This is a genomic window from Paenibacillus sp. A3, assembly GCF_001399685.1.
Taxonomy (GTDB): Bacteria; Bacillota; Bacilli; order Paenibacillales; family NBRC-103111; genus Paenibacillus_G.
In genome coordinates this window covers 1-20,254 of the sequence record NZ_JTHN01000150.1, presented here as the reverse complement: position 1 = coordinate 20,254, position 20,254 = coordinate 1, and the positions used below count along the sequence as shown (strand labels likewise).

Annotated in this window: 17 protein-coding genes; 4 read left to right on the top strand and 13 right to left on the bottom strand. The window is 49.1% G+C overall.

Translation table 11 applies throughout. The features are described 5' to 3' along the window. Window positions 1-4,804: carboxypeptidase regulatory-like domain-containing protein (locus QJ48_RS22680; protein ID WP_162238545.1), on the bottom strand; the 4,804-nt coding region annotated here is incomplete at its 3' end. 240 nt (window positions 4,805-5,044) lie between these two features. Between QJ48_RS22680 and QJ48_RS38925 the strand changes: the two genes are divergently transcribed. The 3 genes from QJ48_RS38925 (at window position 5,045) to QJ48_RS22675 (ending at window position 6,904) form a co-directional block, all read left to right on the top strand. Then, complete coding sequence (locus QJ48_RS38925; protein WP_237763026.1) at window positions 5,045-5,620, top strand: hypothetical protein; 576 nt, start codon at window positions 5,045-5,047, stop codon at window positions 5,618-5,620. 49 nt (window positions 5,621-5,669) lie between these two features. Beyond that, entirely contained in the window at window positions 5,670-6,002 is a 333-nt protein-coding gene (locus QJ48_RS37610; protein WP_162238543.1) for a hypothetical protein, read from the top strand. Between the two features lie 416 nt (window positions 6,003-6,418). After that, a complete protein-coding gene (locus QJ48_RS22675; protein WP_237763027.1) occupies window positions 6,419-6,904 on the top strand; it encodes a M13-type metalloendopeptidase in 486 nt (161 codons plus the stop codon). 186 nt (window positions 6,905-7,090) lie between these two features. On the opposite strand, the gene QJ48_RS22670 is transcribed toward QJ48_RS22675, so the two are convergent. From QJ48_RS22670 to rlmH, 10 genes are all read right to left on the bottom strand, one after another. Beyond that, window positions 7,091-7,837, bottom strand: a complete 747-nt coding sequence (locus tag QJ48_RS22670) for an SDR family NAD(P)-dependent oxidoreductase (protein ID WP_054975759.1) — start codon at window positions 7,835-7,837, stop codon at window positions 7,091-7,093. A gap of 67 nt (window positions 7,838-7,904) precedes the next feature. Next, window positions 7,905-8,564, bottom strand: a complete 660-nt coding sequence (locus QJ48_RS22665) for a TetR/AcrR family transcriptional regulator (protein WP_054975758.1) — start codon at window positions 8,562-8,564, stop codon at window positions 7,905-7,907. Window positions 8,565-8,997: 433 nt separating this feature from the next. Continuing rightward, window positions 8,998-11,292, bottom strand: coding sequence for a DEAD/DEAH box helicase (locus tag QJ48_RS22660; protein WP_054975757.1), 2,295 nt, complete (start codon window positions 11,290-11,292; stop codon window positions 8,998-9,000). Window positions 11,293-11,345: 53 nt separating this feature from the next. Then, entirely contained in the window at window positions 11,346-12,056 is a 711-nt protein-coding gene (locus QJ48_RS22655; RefSeq protein ID WP_054975756.1) for an ABC transporter permease, read from the bottom strand. After that, window positions 12,053-12,898, bottom strand: a complete 846-nt coding sequence (locus QJ48_RS22650) for an ABC transporter ATP-binding protein (protein WP_054975755.1) — start codon at window positions 12,896-12,898, stop codon at window positions 12,053-12,055. Before QJ48_RS22650 ends, QJ48_RS22655 begins: the two co-directional genes overlap by 4 nt. Window positions 12,899-13,036: 138 nt before the next feature. After that, a complete protein-coding gene (locus QJ48_RS22645; protein WP_054975754.1) occupies window positions 13,037-13,972 on the bottom strand; it encodes a LytTR family transcriptional regulator DNA-binding domain-containing protein in 936 nt (311 codons plus the stop codon). A gap of 573 nt (window positions 13,973-14,545) precedes the next feature. After that, window positions 14,546-16,102, bottom strand: coding sequence for a hypothetical protein (locus QJ48_RS22640; protein WP_054975753.1), 1,557 nt, complete (start codon window positions 16,100-16,102; stop codon window positions 14,546-14,548). Between the two features lie 193 nt (window positions 16,103-16,295). Beyond that, window positions 16,296-16,652 (bottom strand): nucleotide excision repair endonuclease, encoded by a 357-nt coding sequence (locus QJ48_RS22635; RefSeq protein ID WP_036691897.1) that lies wholly within the window; start codon window positions 16,650-16,652, stop codon window positions 16,296-16,298. 94 nt (window positions 16,653-16,746) lie between these two features. After that, the gene (locus tag QJ48_RS22630) at window positions 16,747-18,048 is read right to left on the bottom strand and encodes a DEAD/DEAH box helicase (protein ID WP_054975752.1); all 1,302 of its coding nucleotides are present in this window, start codon (window positions 18,046-18,048) and stop codon (window positions 16,747-16,749) included. Between the two features lie 178 nt (window positions 18,049-18,226). Next, complete coding sequence (rlmH, locus tag QJ48_RS22625) at window positions 18,227-18,706, bottom strand: 23S rRNA (pseudouridine(1915)-N(3))-methyltransferase RlmH (protein WP_054975751.1); 480 nt, start codon at window positions 18,704-18,706, stop codon at window positions 18,227-18,229. 167 nt (window positions 18,707-18,873) lie between these two features. On the opposite strand from rlmH, the gene QJ48_RS22620 reads away from it, so the two are divergent. Beyond that, window positions 18,874-19,593, top strand: coding sequence for a hypothetical protein (locus QJ48_RS22620; protein WP_054975750.1), 720 nt, complete (start codon window positions 18,874-18,876; stop codon window positions 19,591-19,593). Between the two features lie 101 nt (window positions 19,594-19,694). On the opposite strand, the gene QJ48_RS35380 is transcribed toward QJ48_RS22620, so the two are convergent. Both QJ48_RS35380 and QJ48_RS22615 read right to left on the bottom strand, forming a co-directional pair. After that, the gene (locus tag QJ48_RS35380) at window positions 19,695-19,862 is read right to left on the bottom strand and encodes a CxxH/CxxC protein (RefSeq protein ID WP_010501530.1); all 168 of its coding nucleotides are present in this window, start codon (window positions 19,860-19,862) and stop codon (window positions 19,695-19,697) included. Window positions 19,863-19,981: 119 nt separating this feature from the next. Continuing rightward, window positions 19,982-20,254 (bottom strand): S1C family serine protease (locus QJ48_RS22615; RefSeq protein WP_157261723.1); only part of this gene is annotated, 273 nt, incomplete at its 5' end.

Below are 20,254 nucleotides of genomic sequence, written 5' to 3'. Positions count from 1 at the left end.
TGCCGGGTCCCTTGTTGCCGTCGCGGGTTCCCTTGTCGACGTTACCGGGTTCTTTGTTGCCATTGCCGGACCCGTTGTTGCCATTGGCGGGTCTGTTGTCGACGTTATCGGATCCATCGTCGTCGCTATCGGTTCCGCTATTGCCTTCGCCGGGCTCGGGCTTGACGGGGCCAGGTCCAGGGTTGCCGGGTTCAGTTCCTCCGCCATCGCCGCCGGAACTTACCGGCTTCAACTGTACATCGTGACGTACGATGTCGCTTCCGACCGAGATAATTGGGCTCGTATACGTCTCATACCCGGCTTTCGTTACAACCAGATAGTAATCCGTGTTCGGGAACACCATGTACGCATATGCGCCGTTTACATCGCTGTTCTGACTTGGGCTGGCGTTATCGTTCGGCGCAAAGCCCGGAATCATAGGCAACGTCACTTTCGTGCCTGGCACGATGCCATTCGCCTTGTTCTTCGGCGTATCGGCATAGTACAGCGTCACTTCAGCGCCTTCGATCGTTGCGCCTGTCGTTGCATCCGTAATGATGCCATACGGGTCGACGAGCTGCTGAGAAATATTCAATTCCCCATTCGCCTTCACGTCCAGCCTTGCATCCCGAATGAGCGTCAGTTCTCGGCCTGGCTCAACTTCGTAACGCACTTCCATTTTGTAATGCTCCGCAGATAAACCATTCACAGCGAATGCGCCGTTCGGTTGCAAGCTGAATGCTTTCGGAGCGCCATTCTGATCCGTAATATATTTGCCGCTCGCATCCCGCAAATAAATGCGCGCCTTGCCGGCTAGCGTGCTGTTCAGCAGCGAAGACTTTCCTTCAGGCTGCTTCAGGAGTACGACGCCTACAGCCGTAATGTGCGCCGGAACCAGCTCGCCGCCCTTCACATTGCTGTCAACTTCCGCTTTTTGCGTGAAAGTGATCGACTCGTCAACACCGTTCATTTTGATCTTTTTCGTGAAGCTGATCGTGTAGTCGCCACCATATGCTACAGGCAGGAAGTACGCGCCAGCGGCATCGGTCGTGATCGTGTGCTTCTCGCCATTCGCCTCGTTGGTGATGACAACGGTCGCATTCGGAATCACTTCGCCCGTTGTGTTATCGCGCAGCACCCCGATGATTGCCGCCGGCACGGCGGTTACCGTCGTGGTGGCGGTCAATTTCCCTTCCGTCAGGCTGTTCACCTTGGCTGTGATGTGGTGATCCTCAGGTGTTGTGGTGCCCAGCTTTGGCGGTGTATAAGGGATGACCGCTTTTCCTTGCGCATCGGTCTTGGCCGTTACTTCCGATTGATCCGGCAGTATGAAGACGACATCCTGGTTCGCAACCGGCTTACCTTCATAATCGGTCAACGTTGCCGTCAACTGTGAAGGCGTCGTACCGTTGCCGGGAACGACCGCAGGATCCGCCGTCAGCGTCAGCTTGCCAGACAGATGCTTCGCATTGACGAATCGGGCTTCGGCAATCTGCTTCTCTATGATCGTGCCGCTATGCATCCGATTCACCGGGTCGGTCGTGTAACCCTCGCCCGAATAATCGGTCTCGGTGACGATATAGCGATCACCGCTCGGAATGCCTTCAATGGCGACGGTCTGCCCATGCTTGAGGATGATCGTCTCTCCGGATCTGATCGTTCCCGTCGTGCCGTCCGATTTCGTGTAGGCGTACGGATCACCTGCAGCGGCGTCCGGGAATTGGACAGTAAACTCAAATTCTTTATTCTTGTCCGCCCCGCTGCCTTCCACCGTCTGCCCGATCAGCAGGCCGCCGTACACCATCCGCGTGTTAACGACCTCCTCTTTATGGTCGCCCTCCTCGGCAATGGTGCCGTTCGTTTGCCAGTCCGGCCAAGTCGTCGTGTAGCCGTCGGCTGTATAATTGGTCTCGGTGACGGTGTAGGTTGTATCCTTCGGAATCCCATCGATGACGGCAGTTTCCCCATGCTTGAGGGAGATCTTGCCACCGGACCCGATGGTTCCCGTCGTACCGCCCGATGTCGTGTACGTATACGTCTTGCCCGCTCCCGCGCCTTCGAAGGTGACGGTGAACTCGAACGCCTTATTCTTGTCCGCGCCATTGCCCGCAACCGTCTGACCGATCGTCAGCTTGCCGGGGAGGTACTTGCCGTTGACGAACTTCGCTTCGACCGTTTCGTTCGCCACGATGCTGCCGGTACGCTTCAGATCCGCCGGATTGGTAGCGTAGCCCTCGTCTGTGTACCCCTTCTGGACGATGGTGTAAGTGATGCCATCCGGGATATCCTTGATGGTGATGGCCTGGCCGCCTTTCAGCTTAACGGTTCCGCCGCTGGGCACGGTGCCGCTTATTGCGCCAGAATAGGCATAGGACTTGCCGTTGCTGAAGGTAATCGTATATTCAAATTCCTTGTTGGGGTCCGCTGCTTTCCCCTCTATCGCCGTGACCAGCTTCAGATGGCCAGTCTCCCACACCGGGGTTGGCACAACGAGCGGCTTGGCGCTGGTCACCTCCACCCCGTCTACCCAGATGGGATTCCAGGGAGTAGACGCCACACGCACCTGATAAACCGTTGTGGTCGGCAGATAGGTGATCGGGTCGATATACGTTTGCTTAAGCACGTAAAGCCCGGCTTTGGCAAACAGGCTAAGCTTGCCGTCCGAACCTGTAGTTCCGCTGGTGACCTCTGTTATGCCGTCGGGCTCATACAGCGTGAATATTACGCCGCCGAGCGGCTTGCCTTTGGGGTCGACCTTGACCAGATCCAGCTTGCCTTGGGTGTCTGCGCTACCGCCCACGTCACTGTTGTCGACCGCGTGTTCGCTTTTGGCACCGATGTTCTTCAGGGTGTCATCGCCCATCAGCTTGATCTCGTTACCGACCTTCCCGCCGCTGGGCACTTCGGTGACCTCGGTCTGATACACGATCTGGTAGAGCTGGTTCGGATTCGCTATCCGGAAAATCAGCCGGGTCGCGCCGCCTTCTGTGACGGTTTCCACCTTGATCTCGCTGTTCGGGTCGTACAGGTTCAGCGCATCGCCGTCCCTCGACAGCTCGCCGCTGGGGGTCAGCTTGGCACGGTACACCGCCATGTCAGGGCGTCGCAGCGAGAGTTTCCCGCTTTCATCCTTGCGCAGCGCCAACCCTTGGCCAAGGGTATCCTGCAGATAGACGCCGTCCTTCACCTCGAAAGGCGGGGTGTAATTCACCGTCCACTCCAGCACGCCGGGGTTCGGCTTCGTCACCGATTTGCCCAGCGACTGCATCGGGACGATGACCTTGCGGGTGGCTGCGACTGTGCTAGGCTCACCCCCCCATGTGATTTTCATCTCGGCGTTGTTCGTCATCTCATGCTTGGCTGCGCCGGTTTCAAAATATTGACGCAGGGTCGCCTCGGTAGGTCTTGCCTTGACCAGAACGACATAGGGACTTTCCAGCTTGGTAAAGGAAAAAGTACCTATGTTCCCTGCGGCGGAAAAGCTCACGAGATCACTTGGGTCGGAAATAAGCGTCGTAGCGCTAACAGTCGTTCCATAGTCTGCCCGGGTTCCCTTGTAAATCGCAAAAGCCTGCCCTTCCGAATACGGCACAAACTCCCAGCCCTCGGGTAGAGTATCGACGAGTTTAATGGCGCTGGCAACGTGATTGCCGCCATCCTTTGCCATCTCCTCGGTCTTCAGGCCGTTCATATTGACCGACAGCCGGAAGGTCACCGTCTTGGTCACCTGATCATAGGCTGCCAGTGTATGTGCTTCGCTAGCGTCGTTTCGGATGTAGTGGTTGACATTACCAGGGCTAACGGATGTTCCCGCCGGCTTTGACGCATAGAGCATCTCTTTGGCCAGCATACCGCTGTTGACCTGGTGATAAGGCAGACCTGAATCACGTGTCCGCTGTGTACCTTCAAACAGAAACGCCTGATTATAGTGAGTTGTGGACCCATTGCCCGCGAAGTGCTGCCACTGCGTCATCAGGGAATTAAAGGTGAAGGAAGCGGGCGCATCGCTATTGTATCCGGTGACACGAAGCAAGTCGGCGACAGGCTTCCCATCCTGTGAAAGTGTGTATACCTGATGCGTTAAGCCGTCACTCGACTGAAAGGAACCGGACTGAAACCGCTGGAAGTATCTCGCTCCATTGTTCCCCTTCAACTGATTCAGGATTCCAGCGTCAATCTCCGGGCTGGCGGTAACCTTGGCGAAGTCGATGGAGCTCGCATCCCCATACACCAGCAGATCGTACACCGCACCGTCCGGAAGGGCCTCCTGAGGTGTAAGGGTAACTTTCCACGGCAATATGCCCAGACCAAGAGTATCACCGGTACTTGTGGTCTTTGTCAGGGTATGGGCGCCAATGGTGATAGCGGCAGCATCCTTTACAGTAGCTTGGTCATTGTCTTGCACAGTATTGACATCCAGCTTCCACTGGGTGGTTGCCGTGTTGGTGAAGCCGGTTGTATTGCCCGTAACTTCGGACACAATGACCAACCGGATCGGGCCGTTGACCTCGCCGAAAGAATACACATTGTTCGCGTCGGGGGTAATCGGCGTTGCTGTAGCTGACCAGTCCTTCTTGGCACTGTCCCACGACTGCCATGCGGCTGATCTCCAGGCAAGTCCGGCCGGCAGGGCATCGGTGATGGTGAAGTTTTTCAGCCCCTGCTTGCTGTAGTTCTTGTTGACATCAATCGTCCATGTAATGGTACGCGGGTCTGCGGAACTCGACCGCTTGTCCAACATGCCGCTCTTCTGAATCCAGTCGGGCTTGAAGGCGACGCGCCACGAATTCGAGGAAAGCAGCTTGCTATCCGACGCGTTCCTCAACTCCGCGGTATTGGCGACGGTCTCGTACCCACTACTACCGTTGTTATACTCACGGTAATACTTCGCCTTGGGAATCCACGTCTTGAAGGTGACGGTCGCCTTGTCGCCAAAGCCCGCAGGGAAGGTGTAGGCCAGCGCGTTCGCGGTGCCGCCATCCGGTGTCGCCGCACTGCCGTTGACCTTGAGGGACCCCTCCACATAGGTGCCCAGCCCAGCCGGATCAAGCGCGTTATAAAACTTTTGCCCGTCCAGCAGCTGCGGAATAGTGGGGTCAAACATATCCTTGGCGGCAATTTCCACCTGCCACTCGATTGTACCCTCCGTCAAATGCGCCGTATAGATCCAGTTGTTTTCGGAAGCGTTGCTGTTGGACTTCAAGTTGATGCTGTACGTAGGCGTGACATTAGGGTTTTCGAGCATGTAGCTCGCCCCGAAAATGCCAATCGGCTTTTGGTGGCCGTATTCTATACCCGATACATCCGCCTTCGCGGTGGATTCAAAGCCGAAGGTAATGTTCTTGCCCTGGCCGTTGAAAAATCGTTCTTCGCCGTTAAATACCACCTTGATACCCGCTTCGGAGAAATAGGCCGTTCCAATGGTGTAGCCCGATCTTTCCTTCAGCGTCATGGTGGCAGCCGGCAGAATCACTTCCGGAAAATAAGTCGCTTTGTCCAGCATCACCCAATCGCCATACAAAATGACGGTGCTGCCATCCACCGTGTTCGGGTCGGCGGCGTCACCCTTCACCGGAACCTTGATGTCGCTCGATTTCAGGGAGAAGGGCTTTCTACCGTGAATGGCGTCACCCTTCTTTAAGACATTCCCGTCCTGTAGGACTTCCAGCGGAAAGGGCGAGTTAGCTCCCATGAGCACCGCCGTTTTGTCCGCCGGGACTGCCTGGATCGCTGCGAAATTGACCGGCTTAGCGTACACCGCCTTAGTTACCGGCGGCGGTTCGTCCGGCTTAGCGTACACCGCCTCAGTTACCGACGACGGTTCGTCCGCGCTCGGCGAGCCGCCTTCGCTCGCCGCATATGCAGCAGCAGAGAACATCACCGTCTGCCAGACAAGCAAAACTGCTAGGCAGAAAGATAGCACAGCTTTACCTACACTGCGTTTTCGTTTCAATACAAAAATCTCCTCCACTCCCCAAATTCCCGAAAATTTTGGCGACAGCAGAATCATCTGGCCGATATAACGAACAAGCGAATAGACACGTGCTATTGCTTGATCCCAGCGGTCCTTTACACCATAGAAATCTTGCGGAGTTCCAGATGAACGGTTAAGTGCCGCGGGCGTACAGGCCGGTGATCATGCTTAGGAACTTTCTTCCCCCTCTCCTTCGATCATCTTTGCATTTACATACTGTAAATGACAGAGTACGCCCAGTTTACACGCGTATGTCACCATTATATTACCGGGACCTATACAAAAAATAGACAACCCGCTCCGCGCTGTCTGTAACGGCAAGTTTCCGTCATTTCTCAGGGTCCCGAATACCAAGTAGTCCTTGCAAACGCACAGCCGTATCCGTTGACGCGGTATAAATCATGATTTTCAGCTCCGGATCGTTCGGCTTCTGCAAAGTCACATGTTCAAACTCCATCTCTCCGAATCGAGGGTCGTTCCAATGACAGTCAGCAACGATCCGAACATCATAACAACGGATCGGCATACGACGAAAATGGCAATGCAAATAACTGGTGGACGGAAGAGGACTTTAAGAAGTTCAAAGAGAAAAACCAGGAACTGATTGAGTTCTATAATGGAATTGAGATTGTTCCGGGTGTGGTGAACGACGGTCTGCTTACCCTAAGCGAGAATGTCGCCGATTTAGGCGGAATGGCCGCTTCACTGCAAGTTGTATCCGAAATGAGCAATCCGGATTATAAAGCGTATTTCGAAAGCAATGCGACAATGTGGAAATCCACAACCACAAAAGAATTTGCAGCGACCCTAAGCACAAACGATGTACATTCAGCCAGTAAAGTTCGAGTAGACCGCACGATTGTGAACTTCCCGGAATTCTATGAAACCTATGGAATTAAACCTGGGGATGGCATGTTTGTCGCTCCGGAGGATCGAGTCTCGATCTGGTAAACATAAGAGCGGATAGGGATAATTCGTGAATCGCGCCAGTCGAAAAAACCTGATTCCAGGTGTCTACCGACACATTAGCTATCTAGGTGTTTTCGCTGGCGCTTTTTTGCAATTCATTTTGAGTTTCCGGGAGACAACTACCGGTTCGTTGTTATCAGCCTCCGGCGCTCTTAGTCGATGACTTGTTTATACAGCCGTATATCCACCATCCACCAACAAACTGGCTCCTGTAATAAATGAGGCATCCTCGCTTGCCAAAAACAGAACCGCTTTCCCTACCTCTTCAGCTGTACCCAGTCTTCCTACTGGATGTTGTGCCTGCAAATACCGTAGCATTTCTTCCGGTAATCCGCTGATTAGAGATGTCTCAATATAACCTGGACATACCGTATTCACACGAATACCTTTGGCGGCATACGCCGCAGCCGATGATCTCGTCAGCATATGAACGCCTCCTTTGGCTGAAGCATACGCCGATACACGCGCTTTCCCCACAAAACTATGGACAGACCCGCAATTGACAATCGCCCCGCCATCACCCTGGACCAGCATTTGCTTGATCACATGTTTGTTGCAAAGGAATACACCGGATAAATTCACTTGGATGATTTTTTGCCAAACCTCATAATCAACCTGATCGGTTGGCCCATCGCTTGCCACTCCTGCATTGGCAAAAAGCACATCCAGCCTGCCATAACGGCGAACCGTGGTTTCCACCATTTGCATGACTGATTCTTCATTTGTCACATCCGTTTGGATAAAGAAACTATCCAGGCCCATTCCATTGAGAGCCCGGGATAACTCCTTGCCCTTATCAGAATAATCGGCAATGACTACCTTAGCGCCTTCTTCTGCAAACAATCGTGCTGTTGCCTCCCCAATCCCGCCTGCTCCGCCTGTTACAATAACAACTTTGTCCTGAAATCTCTTCATATTCAAGCTCCTTTCAAATTAATCTAACTAGTTATTTATATTTAAGGATATAAGAAGCCTTCCCTTTCTACAACAAGGACGGCTCCATCAATCCATAGACAACGATAAGGACTAACTGTTCTTTATATTGTTCCAGTGATATCTTCGATTGAATTCCATCGGGCATCATTTCGTTAAGCCGACGATAGGATTGTACAAATGGAATGACCAGATTCATCAGTACAATCGGCACCATGATCGGTTCAATATCCTTGCGTAGCAATCCGTTTTCTTTCGCAGATTCAGCAAGTCGGTGAAACAGGATGATATCATCAGGCGAATATGCAATGGATTTCCATACTCTCCACTCCTCCGCGGCTTCCCATAAATATATTTTTAAATATCTCGGATGATCCAATAAAAACTGAAACGAGTTTCGGATGACGGCTCCAAGCATCTGGCGGAATTTTGACGGATCTGAGGTCGTTGCCGAGTCTGCTAAGGAGCTTCCCAACAAACCTTCAAAAACGGTATTACCCAACTGATCAGCCCGTTTAATCACACCGGTGTACAGCCCTAGCTTGTCCTGAAAATATTGGTATATAAGGCTTTTATTATATCCGGACAAGCTCGCTATCGCATCAACACGAGTAGCGGAATACCCATGCTCAGCAAACATCTCCTCTGCAGCGTCAAGAATCATTTCTTTTGTTCTGGCTGCATCATACGTCTTTCTCTTCCTTTGCATGATTGTGAACAACTCCAATTATTTTTAACTAACTAGTTAGATTATGTATGTTTGTAATTCGTTTGTCAAGTTTAACGATCTAAAATACGCCTAAGCGTGCCGCGCGGCGGCATTGCTGCCTCTTAAAGTAACATAATCTGCTGTTGCCATCGGCTTATAAATCCCCCCTCTCAAAATGAGTGCAAAAAAGCCGCCATAGCTTGGCGGCAGTAGTATGTTTATACCGATTATAAAATTGAGAAATCCAAGCGGACAAGATCTATAATCAGATTCTAGGGATTTAATTCAAAGTACTTCAACTTTGAATACATCACCATGGGGCCTGTACGTCCTTGCGATGTATTTTTTATTGTCCGAAGTCAACACGGAGTCAACGCTTCGCTTCAACATTTCAGCGCAGGATGAATCGAGCGTTCGCTCGTATTCGTCCCGATCAAAATTTTGGCCACCCGAATACCGGCCTCAACATCTTGCGCATCCAATAAGCGATTATCGTCCCTGGGTTCCATGAACCGGGATTCTGCAAGTACTCCATGTATTGATCGTTGATAGTATAAGTCCAAGTGGAAGTAGGGCTCTTCAGCCCGAACTTTTCCCACTTCGCCGGATCATTCGAACCTCCGAGCTTTACGAGCATATTTGCCGACTCTCTATTTATTTTTGTCGGAATTTGCTCATAGGCTTGGATGATTTGCACATGAAATTCATCGATCGGATTGCGGTTGGTAAGACTCGTCAAATGGATGCTTTCGCGAATGTAAGAAACGTATGCCAGATGGTCAGCCCAGAACTTGTCGATATAATAAAGCCGTACCCGCTGCTCTGAAGGGCTCATCGGCGTCTCGCCTTTCAAAATTCCGAGCCGCTCCTCGTATAGAATACGCCGCTGTTCCTCCACCATATCCGAATAACGGTTCAGTTCCTGGCGGATATGGAAGTTTTGGCCCATAATAACGCGCTGAATGTGGGCGATATTGCTGCGGAGCACCGACTCCTCGAGAGCATCATCCTGCCTGAGATCGCGATAGGCGGGCGGAATCACTTTATCGATGCCGAATCGAAGCATCAACTCGTCCTCCAAGCTTACGAAAAATACGGAAGCTCCCGGGTCGCCTTGGCGGCCAGAACGCCCGCGCAGTTGGTTGTCGATCCGCACGCTTTCGTGCACATGCGTACCAATCACATACAACCCGCCCAGCTTGGCGACAACTTTTGCTTGCGTGGGGTTGCCGCCGCCGAGCCGAATGTCGACGCCGCGTCCCGCCATATTCGTAGACACCGTCACGGCGCCGATTTCTCCCGCTTTGGCGATGATCTCGGCTTCTTTTGCGTCGTTTTTCGCATTCAGAACATGGCAAGGTACGTCGGCAACCGCTAGCGCCTCCGCCAGCATGTCAGACTCCTCGACGCTTGACGTACCAATGAGAATCGGACGCCCCGTCGCATGGACGGACGAGATTTCTTGTACAAGCGCCTTAAGTTTGGCTTCTTTATGGGTATAAATCCGGTGCGGATGGTCGATCCGTATGTTTGGCCGGTTCGGCGGAATTTGCACGACCTGCAGCTCATAAATATCTTCGAATTCCATTGCGGAAGCGAGCGCGGTAGCCGTCATTCCGCAAATCTTCGGATATAGGCTAAGGAAGTGTTGAAGGGTGATCGTACCGAGAATTTTCCCGCCGGCTTTCGACTTCAGCCCTTCTTTGGCCGCAAGCGCGGCTTGCAGCCCGTCCGGCAAATGCCTGTTCTCCGCCACGCGGCCGGTATATTCGTCGATCAGCTCGATTCTACCGTCCCGGACGATGTAATCGACGTCTTTTTTCAATAACGATTCCGCATGCAGGGCGCAATTTAACGATATTAACAAATGACTATTATGGCTTTCGTACAAATTGCCGCATCCTAGCAGCGATTCCGCTTTCGCAGAGCCCTCTTCATTCAAATAAACGTTCCGCTTGAACTCGTCGAAGTCGTAATGCTCATCTTGCTCGAGCTGCCTAGCCACTTCTGCGAAACGAATGCCGTCGTTGCCGGAAGAGCCCGGCTCGCCAGCGATGACTAGCGGCACCCGCGCTTCGTCGAGAAGCAGTGAATCCGCTTCGTCGACGATGACGTAATGGAAAGGACGATGCACGGTATCAGCTTCGTCTAGAGCGATCGTGTCGCGCAAATAATCGAATCCCGCCTCTTTGGCCGTAACATAGGTTATATCCGCGGCGTACGCTTCCCGTTTCTCGGACAAGCTCATGCCCGCTTGAACCGATTTTACCGTTAACCCGAGGAAACGATAGATCGGGCCCATCCACTCCGCATCCCGATTTGCCAAATAATCGTTAAAAGTCAGCACATGAACACCTTCGCCGGTTAGCGCATGTAGATAAGCAGGCATAACAGCAGAGAGCGTTTTTCCTTCGCCGGTATGCTGCTCGATCAAAAATCCCTCGTGCAGAGCGATGGCAGCCATGATCTGGACAACATAAGGCTGTAATCCCAGCGTTCTCTTCGCTGCCTCACAAACTAGCGCATAGGCATCGACAAGCAGCTCGTCCAAAGGCGTACCCGATTTTGCTTCCTTTTTCAGCCGGAGAGATTCCGCTTGCAGCTGCTTTTCGTCCCATGCTTCCAAATTCCGTTTCCTGATGAGCTCCGCTTTGTCCCGATAGCCTTTCAGCTTATGCCGGGTATCGCGGTCTTTGAATTCTCGCATCCACTTGACGGCTAAATTCATCGGAATTTGATCCCCCCTCGGTAGAAATACGCGATTCTTTTTGCAAATTTTTCCTATCCGTCCTTTAACCGTCGTTGATACAAAACAACAGACACAATCGTTAATACAACCGTCCATGCCAAAATAATGAGGAGGGGTTTTAATAAATCTCCCGTCGTAAAGCCTATATTTTGTATATCTAGCAAACGCACAAGTTGAACGCTTGGTGCATACTCCAGCACTTTGAAGATCGGAAAATCTTTCACTAGTAACACTCCCCATGGTGCCCCAGTGAATACGAGCGCCACAGGCATTATAGATAATGAGGCTTCAAGTAACGTCTTGGAGAATAAACCACATATCGTCCCGGCGGCTGTGTATAGAATAATCGAAAAAATGATTGCTGCCACAAACGCCCATATACTAGCTGGCTCATAGCCCAATATATACGTAGCAATAGCCAGAGCAACAGCAGACACTACAAAGACTAAAGTACTTTTACCGATTAAAACATCCATGGTCGTGGCCGGAGTCATCATTAATGATCGTAAAGTGTTACGCTCCTTTTCTTCCGCAATCAAGCATGCTTGTACTAAACACGTTAGTAACACAAACGAGGTATTTAGGAGAAAACCGATAGCTCCAGGCAAAGACGGGCCTGCACTTCGAAAAAGAAATGCGAAGAGAATTGGAACAATCAGACTAAAGGAGACCGCATAATTGCGTGAAAACTCTTTGTAATCCTTCACAAATATCGCTCGAGCACGTTTTAATGAGATACTCATAGTAACTCACTTCCTGTCATTTTAATAAAGATATCCCCTAGACTTGGCTCTTTCGTTTCTAATCGATCAATGAACCCTCGTTTCATCCAATCGGCTATTCGATCGGCCGTTCCCTCATCGATCGGGAGCTCGTAGGCTTCTCCATTGATTAATTCAACACAAACTACGTTTTCCCGATGCTGTTTTTTAAGTTCCCTTGGTGAGCCGATGGTTTGAATTTGTCCTTGATACAAAATCGCTACACGGTTACATATCAATTCTGCTTCAGCCATATCATGCGTAGTTAAAAAAATCGTTGTCCCTCTCTCATTTAAGTAGCGTAAGCCCTTATAAATATGTGCCGAGTTTACTGGATCTAAAGCCGAAGTAGGTTCATCTAAAAATAATAATTCCGGCTCATGGATCACCGCGCATGCCAACATGACACGCTGACGCATCCCTTTTGATAAGCGATTGACTTTCTTTTTGCGCTCTCTGCTTAAGTTTACAAACTTCAGCACCTTATCGATCGAAGATCTGGGAACATCATATAACTTACGATACAGCTCCAGATTTTCCTCAATCGTTAACCTCTCATATAGACCGCTGTTATCCGTCAAAATGCCAAAGCGCATCTTCTGTGCAGACTGATGCATCATCTCCGCTGGCTGGTTAAATACACTTGCCTGTCCGCTTGTCGGATTTAATTGCGCCGTTAAAATCTTTATTAATGTTGTTTTTCCTGAACCACTCGGACCCAGGAAACCAAAAATTTCCCCTTTCGGAATGGAAAAGGACACGTCTGATAACGCATCCTTATTTCCAAATCTCTTTCGAATATGTTCTACTTGGATAACATCCATGAACACCACTTCCTTAGAGTTGATGGCTTAAATATATAAAGAATGCATGCTTCCAACCATCAAAACCCGTCGAAATGTAGCTGTTATCGCCTGAATGGTACCATGGAATGCTTGATTGGTTCGATATTACCCCGGAAATTAAATGTTAAGAAGTGCTTTTAATTCATGCAATTTTGAACGAGACAACGGAACCACGGCATCTTTGCCTGTATTTAAACGCAAGCTGTAGCTATTCTTCGTCCATGTAATAATCTCTCTTACTTTTTGCAGATTAACGATGTAGGATCGATGGCACCTGAAAAATCCGAAATTTACCAATCTCTGCTCGAGCTCGGTTAGCGTCAAAGCACAGACATAATTTTCTCCACCCACATGAACAAGAATCGAACCATCTATACTTTCTATGTAATCGACTTCAGGCGGATCAAATAAAATCACTTTGCCATTTCTTTTCGTATAAATCTTCTGCAAGGTTATATTGGCCCGATCTTGTTCCTGCACTTCCTGCTTATCCTCTTCTGAGTCCCGAATATCCAATGGATGAAATCCGAATTCGTTCAATCGATAAATGGCATCACAGGAAATAAGGGCATCCTCTAAATTCGACGTTAAAATTAAAATCTGCTTTTCTTTCGAAAGGTCATCTAAAATCCGTTTAAAATGACGACGATCTTCTTCTTCCAAGTAAAAATAGGGTTCCTCCAGTACAATTGTAGGCTGATGCGCAAAAAAAACACGCAGCAATGTCACATACATCCTTTTCGATGAGCTTAGATCCTTGATTTTTACCTTCCGTTCTTCTTTTAAAGCAAAATAATCCATTAACAGAGCGACATGCTCATTCCTCTCCGTTACTTTGATTAGAAAAGTGATTAGCTCTTCCAACGTTAAACGCATATACTCGCCTTGTTGAGCTCGAAATAAATAATATTGGGAATGATTCACTAATTGATTCATTAAAAGCTGCTTTCGCTTCAAATCCGTTATAATGCCAATCGATTGGTTCAATGTCATATTTAATTCGATTTTCGGTAGAAATAATTCCCCATCATAATACTTTGGTTGAAATTGCATGCCATCCTCCTGGTCAGTGCCACTATAGGATATATATAACAATTATAATGTTGGGATACTTTTTTGTCAGTTTCTATCGAAAAATATAACGGCATGTCTTCTCTAAGCCATATCAGTATATATTTTGACCATAGAATAGATATCAACAACGCATAGTTGGGAAAATACGATGAGAGGGGATTTTTCATGTAACAACGCATTCATAATTTGGATCGGCTCATTCACTCGCGGTAGATCATATTTTTGGGGCGGTTCTGCAAGTGGAATCAGGATATGGACGACTGTCATGGAGTGGAGCGGCCGGTAATATGAGCTCTGCTAGCCGATTCTTTATCTTGGTATTTTCCTAAATTTGTTATGACGCTTCAATTAATGACGACTTTGTGCTTATCTATGATACGGTTCAGCTTAACGGGTCTATCGGCGAAAATTATGAAAGGAGGTGCCGCGGCATGCTCCTCACTAGCAGAAAGTCATTTTCACTCCCATGCGGTTGCAACTACCTGCACCCGAAAAGCGGCAACCTTTGACGAGAAGTTAACGTCCTAGACTGCCACCATTTATTGAACTCGGCTAACCCAACTCAAATTTGTTTAACAATGCCAATGCCTCTTCATGATCAGGCTCGAGTTCTAATAATTTCCGCACGTATCTCAGAGCATCTTCGTCTAACTCTAACTCGAAACAACAAATAGCTAGACAATAATATACAGTGGATACGATCTTCTCTTGATCTTCATATATTGATATTTCTAAAAATCGTTTGGAGTCCCCGTACATTTCCATCTCAAACAGTAACAATCCAGCCTCAAGTGCGATGTCATAACGCTGCTCCATTACGTAGTACGACGACCACATAAGCTGTATACCCCGAAAAATGTCCTGCTTTTCCTGATCATTTGCATCTTGTAACAGACTAGAGACCTGCTTCGTGCTCTGAATGAAGAACTCCGCGTCATATCCACCTAAACGCCAAAAACTTAATATTTGCTGAAGTTCCATGCTATCTAGATTGAGATCTACCCACTCCTTCAAGCTAAAAAATTCGTCCGGACCAAAGCGCTCAATAAATCGACGATAAGCTAATCTTGTCTGGATGTAGTCCATCGGTGTATCCATATTGATAATACAACCAATATTTATATTTTTATAATGATGCGGGGGAAATAACGCGAGGGCTCCATTCTGTTCCATAACTTGCTGAATCGCATGGTAGTTTGCCGTTAAAGAAAAACTTCCATGAAGGATCAACTCCGGTGGTTCCGCGAATTTCCAATTTTCAAGTAAATGATCCCCTTTGTCTGCTGTTATTAATAGAAATCCCTCCTGCGACATCTGGTTCAAACGTTCCAAACAAGTTAATCCGGCGACTGGATATAAAATATGCGAATCTTCCAATTGTTCCTGATATAAGGCTATGACATCACGATAAGGATAAGTTTCTTGCTCATACTCCGGCGCCCGCCGATGCTTATAATGTAAAGATATTTGATCAAGTAATTCTGATGGTTTAAGTGAATCCTTAAGTTTAGGATACTCAATGAAAACATCAGTTTCATAAATTTTACCTTCAGCCACATAAAGCAGCTCTTGCGGAATACTATCAAAAAAATAGTTAGCCACAATGACAACAGGCTGTTTTAAATCTCCTTTACTAATGGTTGTGTCTGATACAATCAAATTCAGAACCGTGTCATGAACAGCATCAAATCGCGCAAAATCGAGTATTCCTTTGGCAATAAAAGCTTGTAGAGCTGGATGACCCTTCCATGCCAACACATTGTTCATCGCCAAGTCCGTCATGATATATCGAAACGAAGGTAACGTTAACCCTGCATAGTCAATCAACTGACATAACTCGTGTAACACATGGAAAGCAAAACGCCCCGCTCCTGCTCCAAGCTCCACAATAAGAACAGGCTCTGAGTTATCTTCCTTATTTGCCCGGTCTTGAAGAAAGCCGAATATCATTTCTGCATAGGCCGCAGCGATCATTGGATTGCACGTGATATATTGAGGAACTTGGTCGTTGTTCCAAGCCTTCAATCCTTCTTGTTCATAATATTCCCTCTGAATATTCCATATAGGTGCTTCACTAAAGCGGTAACGTTGTTTATTATGAATTGTCATTTAAACGATTTCCCATCCTCTGGAAGTTATTCGATTCCTGTATATTTATTTTCTCTAACCTACGTCTATAATAACCTTTAATGCACTCCATGCCATAAACAACTTCCCGGGCTCACAAAGAGGATACCTCGCACTAATTAACAAAGAGCCCTATTAGGAGGGGCTCAAATTTGTTTTATGTATTCGTTTATCCTTATTTGTATAACACTTTATCTATATTGTATCTGGCCTTGAGTTCATTAATAATAAATGTTTCATAAATTTCTCTATGAACGGGGTCCTCGACAATACAAACCTCGATTTTGGTAACTTCGCCCCTGTAATTTTTCATGATGGATACTGTATCTTCAAAATGTTTTTTGATTCGGGGTCTTAGCTTTCGTGCTTTGCCAACGAATAGGAGTTCATCCCGATCATTGTAAAACATAAAAATCCCCGCTTTATCTCTTGAAATCAGGTGAAAATCCGTAAACCCATAAATATTGCTTAACTCAGGGTCTTTCTGTTTGTGTATGGTGACATCCGGTGTTGGAATCGTTATTTGTATCATGTACATTCACTCCCTTTTTATTATTAATTCCTTATTGGTATACCCTATTATTAAAACTGACTATACTCTTACTTGTCGCGGTCATCATGTTGATTTAGGATCGCCGTCTCGAGCGGCGGCCGGAACCTCCGAAGGTTCCTTTTCTACCAGCAGAGTCGTTTGGAGTAGCGCCTCCGCGATGGCCGCGGGTTATACAATCCTCGGAAGATGTGACGCTGGTTCTGATCTCCCTAACTGTCGTCGGAGTCGACTCATTAATTGTCATCGGATACGGATGATCCCCAATCACCGGAATCTTCTGCTTGATCAGCTTCTCGATATCTTTTAGATAAGGAATCTCCTCGTACTCGCAAAACGAAATCGCTATTCCGCTTAATCCCGCTCGTCCGGTGCGGCCGATCCGATGCACATACGTCTCCGGGATATTCGGCAAATTGTAGTTAATGACGTGCGACAGCTCCTCGATGTCGATGCCCCGGGCCGCAATGTCTGTCGCCACCAGCATGCGAGTCACACCTTGCTTGAAGTTATTCAGCGCAGCTTGGCGGGCGTTCTGCGACTTGTCGCCATGAATCGCCTGCGCGGTAATCGTCGCCTTCGTCAGGCCCCTCACCAGCCGGTCCGCGCCATGCTTCGTACGGGTGAACACAAGCGCGCTCTCGATCGACTTGTCTTGTAGCAGGTCGATCAACAGCGGCAGCTTGTTCGGCTTGTCCACAAAGTAGAGTGTCTGCTTGATCCGCTCCGCCGTCGAGGAAACGGGCGTAATTTCGATTTTCATTGGATTCGTCAGCAGTGAGTCTACCAGAGACGTGATCTCGGGCGGCATCGTCGCCGAAAAGAACAGCGTCTGTCGTTTGGCAGGCAGCTTGGCTATGATCCTTCTCATGTCGTGAATGAAGCCCATATCTAGCATGCGGTCTGCTTCGTCCAGCACGAGAATCTGCACGTGACGCAGATCGGCGAACCCTTGGTTCATCAGGTCGATTAGTCGGCCCGGCGTCGCTATCAGAATGTCCATGCCTTGCTCCAGCGCCTGCTCCTGTGCTTTTTGCGAGACGCCGCCTAAAATCACGGCACTTCGCAGATTCAAAAAGCGTCCGTAAGATTTAAAGTTGTCGGATATCTGAATGGCCAGCTCTCGCGTAGGCGTCAGGATCAGCGAACGAATGACGCGCTTGCCGCTCGGTCGTCCCTGCTGCGCGCTCAGCAGTTGGATAATTGGAAGCAAGAACGCCGCTGTCTTGCCGGTCCCCGTCTGAGCGCAGCCGAACAAATCTCGGCCCGCCAGCACCGGCGGAATTGCTTGCTCCTGTATGGGAGTGGGCTGTCTATAATTTTCCTTGGCCAGCGCTTTAAGAATGGGGGGAATCAGTTTCAATTGTTCAAATGTCATAAAATCTCCTTCGTCATGCCACCGTCGATGCGGAAGTTTCACTTCTTGCATTATACACCAGATATGAGGTGGCGTACTGCATTCTCTGTAACGGCAATTTCTACTTAAAATGTATAGACGGAATCCTTAAGAGCGACCCTTGGTTTTTGGGCTTCCCTGTTTATCGTAAAAATTTGCGTCACTTATGGTACGGTTCCCCCCGCATAATCTTAAACGCCCGGTACACCTGCTCCACCAGCACCAGACGCATAAGCTGGTGCGGCAGCGTCATGCGCCCGAACGACAGCTTGAGGTCGGCGCGCGCAAGCACTTCTGGGGCGAGGCCCAGCGAGCCCCCGATAACAAAAGCCACGTGGCTGCGCCCGTACGTGGCAAGGTCTTGCACCTGCCGTGCGAGTTCCTCGCTCGACAGCGGCTTCCCGTCGATGGCAAGCGCCACGACGTAAGCGTCGGCGTGCAGCTTCGCGAGAATGCGCTCGCCCTCGCGCTGCTTCACCTGCACCTCCTCCGCGGCGCTCATGGATTCCGGCGCCTTCTCGTCCGGCACCTCGACGATCTGTACCTTGGCATACGGCCCCAAACGCTTGACGTACTCGGCGATCCCCTGTACCAGATAAGTCTCCTTCAATTTCCCTACTGTGATAATCTGAATATTCATCCGCTTGCTCTTCCTCTCTCGTCTAGCCTTTACTTGTCCTGTTCGAGGTGTCGTGGAATTTCCTTCACCTTTTCATTGTTCTCTCCAAAGAAACTTTAACTTAACAAGAAACAAATGTGATATTATGTAAATTGAACTATATTATTACTTGAAAGAAGGTAAAAGCAATGGCCCATAACCGCATACCTGCCATTCTGGCCGCTTCTTTCGCAGCTCTAACACTCGCTGCTTCTCCAGTCGCTACAGCGCCAAACTTGGGAAACGCTCCCGTCTCAAGTGAACAAGTACAAGTAGCCACCCCAACTGTACCTGTTGTTGTCGGCAAGCCCCAAGGCCAGAATAACCTTACCATAACCTTTGTTGATCAAGCGTTAAAGGGAAATGACTCTACGCTTCTTACTCCCCAAGGTAATCTAACGGAGCGGTACGCCTATTCAACATACTCCGTTCCTTATAAAGTTATTGAAGACGGTAATGACAATGTCGGGCCAAGGGAACAAGATGCCTTCTTGTGCAGCGCCCCAAAAGGCGGCACTAGTACCATTGTAAATCCAGTTGAGGTTCGCGCCAACGTCCAGATTCAATCTAACGTTGGAACTGAACTAAGAAAACTCATCAATCTCGTATGGACTAATCAGACAAACGGTTCCTTCAAGCACATCTATTCCAAAACAAAATGCGAGGCTCCGGAATCCGTTCATAACCATCGTGATTACTACGGTGCAATCCAGTATGATTTAGGAACAGCCGTTGTGAATCGAACCGACATTTACCATGTATATAGCGGAGATCGAATCCTCTATACTGCCTCCTATAACCGCGGCCAACAAACAGTTTATGCCAAAGTCCCCAAAGCCGTTGAATACGCCGGAGACTTCTACCTCTAAAATCACAGCCGTTACACCATAACCAGCTATAAAAAAGGAAGGCCGCACCATGCCAGCCCTCCGACAATCATTCTATGTTATCTCCATACCTCGACAAACTCCTACACAACCAAGAAGCGCCCCGGCTCGGCACACCGTTCACAATGCGGAGGCGGGTCCCAGCCCGTAAACTTCACTTCCTCCAAGTCCACGATGTCCGGCGCGTCCTCGTATTCGTCCACGAACATATCGATGGCAAGCTCCAGATGCTCTTTGCAAACTACGTGCATAAGATAAGACCCCTTTTTCGTTTAACCCTAATAAAATCGTACACCCTCTCGCTTCTATACGGCCTCTGCTTTCATTGTTCCCCAAAAGCGGCCGCGACTTACAGCTTTCTCTGATCCCATTAGCGATCCTTTAACTCAGCCAGCGTGACCTGAATCGTGTTCTTCTTCGCTCCCCGATAATATGTGACGGCGAGCTTTTCTCCGATCTTTTTGTGCCCGTAAATGTATTTGCGCAGCGCCAGCGTACCGTCGACCGGCTTGCCGTCCAACTCCACGATCACGTCGCTGGTTTTAAGCCCTGCGTCCTTGCCCGGACCGACGGCGTCGATTACCAGCACGCCTTTCTTAACGTCCGACGGCAGCTTCAAGCTTTCGATGCCCGCATACGCCTG

Bases quoted from the DNA above. Each gene is read 5' to 3' on its own strand.
- QJ48_RS37610 (WP_162238543.1), top strand. From the start codon at position 5,670: ATGAGCACCGCCGTTTTGTCCGCCGGGACTGCCTGGATCGCTGCGAAA.
- QJ48_RS22670 (WP_054975759.1), bottom strand. From the start codon at position 7,837: ATGAAGAGATTTCAGGACAAAGTTGTTATTGTAACAGGCGGAGCAGGC.
- QJ48_RS22665 (WP_054975758.1), bottom strand. From the start codon at position 8,564: ATGCAAAGGAAGAGAAAGACGTATGATGCAGCCAGAACAAAAGAAATG.
- QJ48_RS22660 (WP_054975757.1), bottom strand. From the start codon at position 11,292: ATGAATTTAGCCGTCAAGTGGATGCGAGAATTCAAAGACCGCGATACC.
- QJ48_RS22655 (WP_054975756.1), bottom strand. From the start codon at position 12,056: ATGAGTATCTCATTAAAACGTGCTCGAGCGATATTTGTGAAGGATTAC.
- QJ48_RS22650 (WP_054975755.1), bottom strand. From the start codon at position 12,898: ATGGATGTTATCCAAGTAGAACATATTCGAAAGAGATTTGGAAATAAG.
- QJ48_RS22645 (WP_054975754.1), bottom strand. From the start codon at position 13,972: ATGCAATTTCAACCAAAGTATTATGATGGGGAATTATTTCTACCGAAA.
- QJ48_RS22640 (WP_054975753.1), bottom strand. From the start codon at position 16,102: ATGACAATTCATAATAAACAACGTTACCGCTTTAGTGAAGCACCTATA.
- QJ48_RS22635 (WP_036691897.1), bottom strand. From the start codon at position 16,652: ATGATACAAATAACGATTCCAACACCGGATGTCACCATACACAAACAG.
- QJ48_RS22630 (WP_054975752.1), bottom strand. From the start codon at position 18,048: ATGACATTTGAACAATTGAAACTGATTCCCCCCATTCTTAAAGCGCTG.
- rlmH (WP_054975751.1), bottom strand. From the start codon at position 18,706: ATGAATATTCAGATTATCACAGTAGGGAAATTGAAGGAGACTTATCTG.
- QJ48_RS22620 (WP_054975750.1), top strand. From the start codon at position 18,874: ATGGCCCATAACCGCATACCTGCCATTCTGGCCGCTTCTTTCGCAGCT.
- QJ48_RS35380 (WP_010501530.1), bottom strand. From the start codon at position 19,862: ATGCACGTAGTTTGCAAAGAGCATCTGGAGCTTGCCATCGATATGTTC.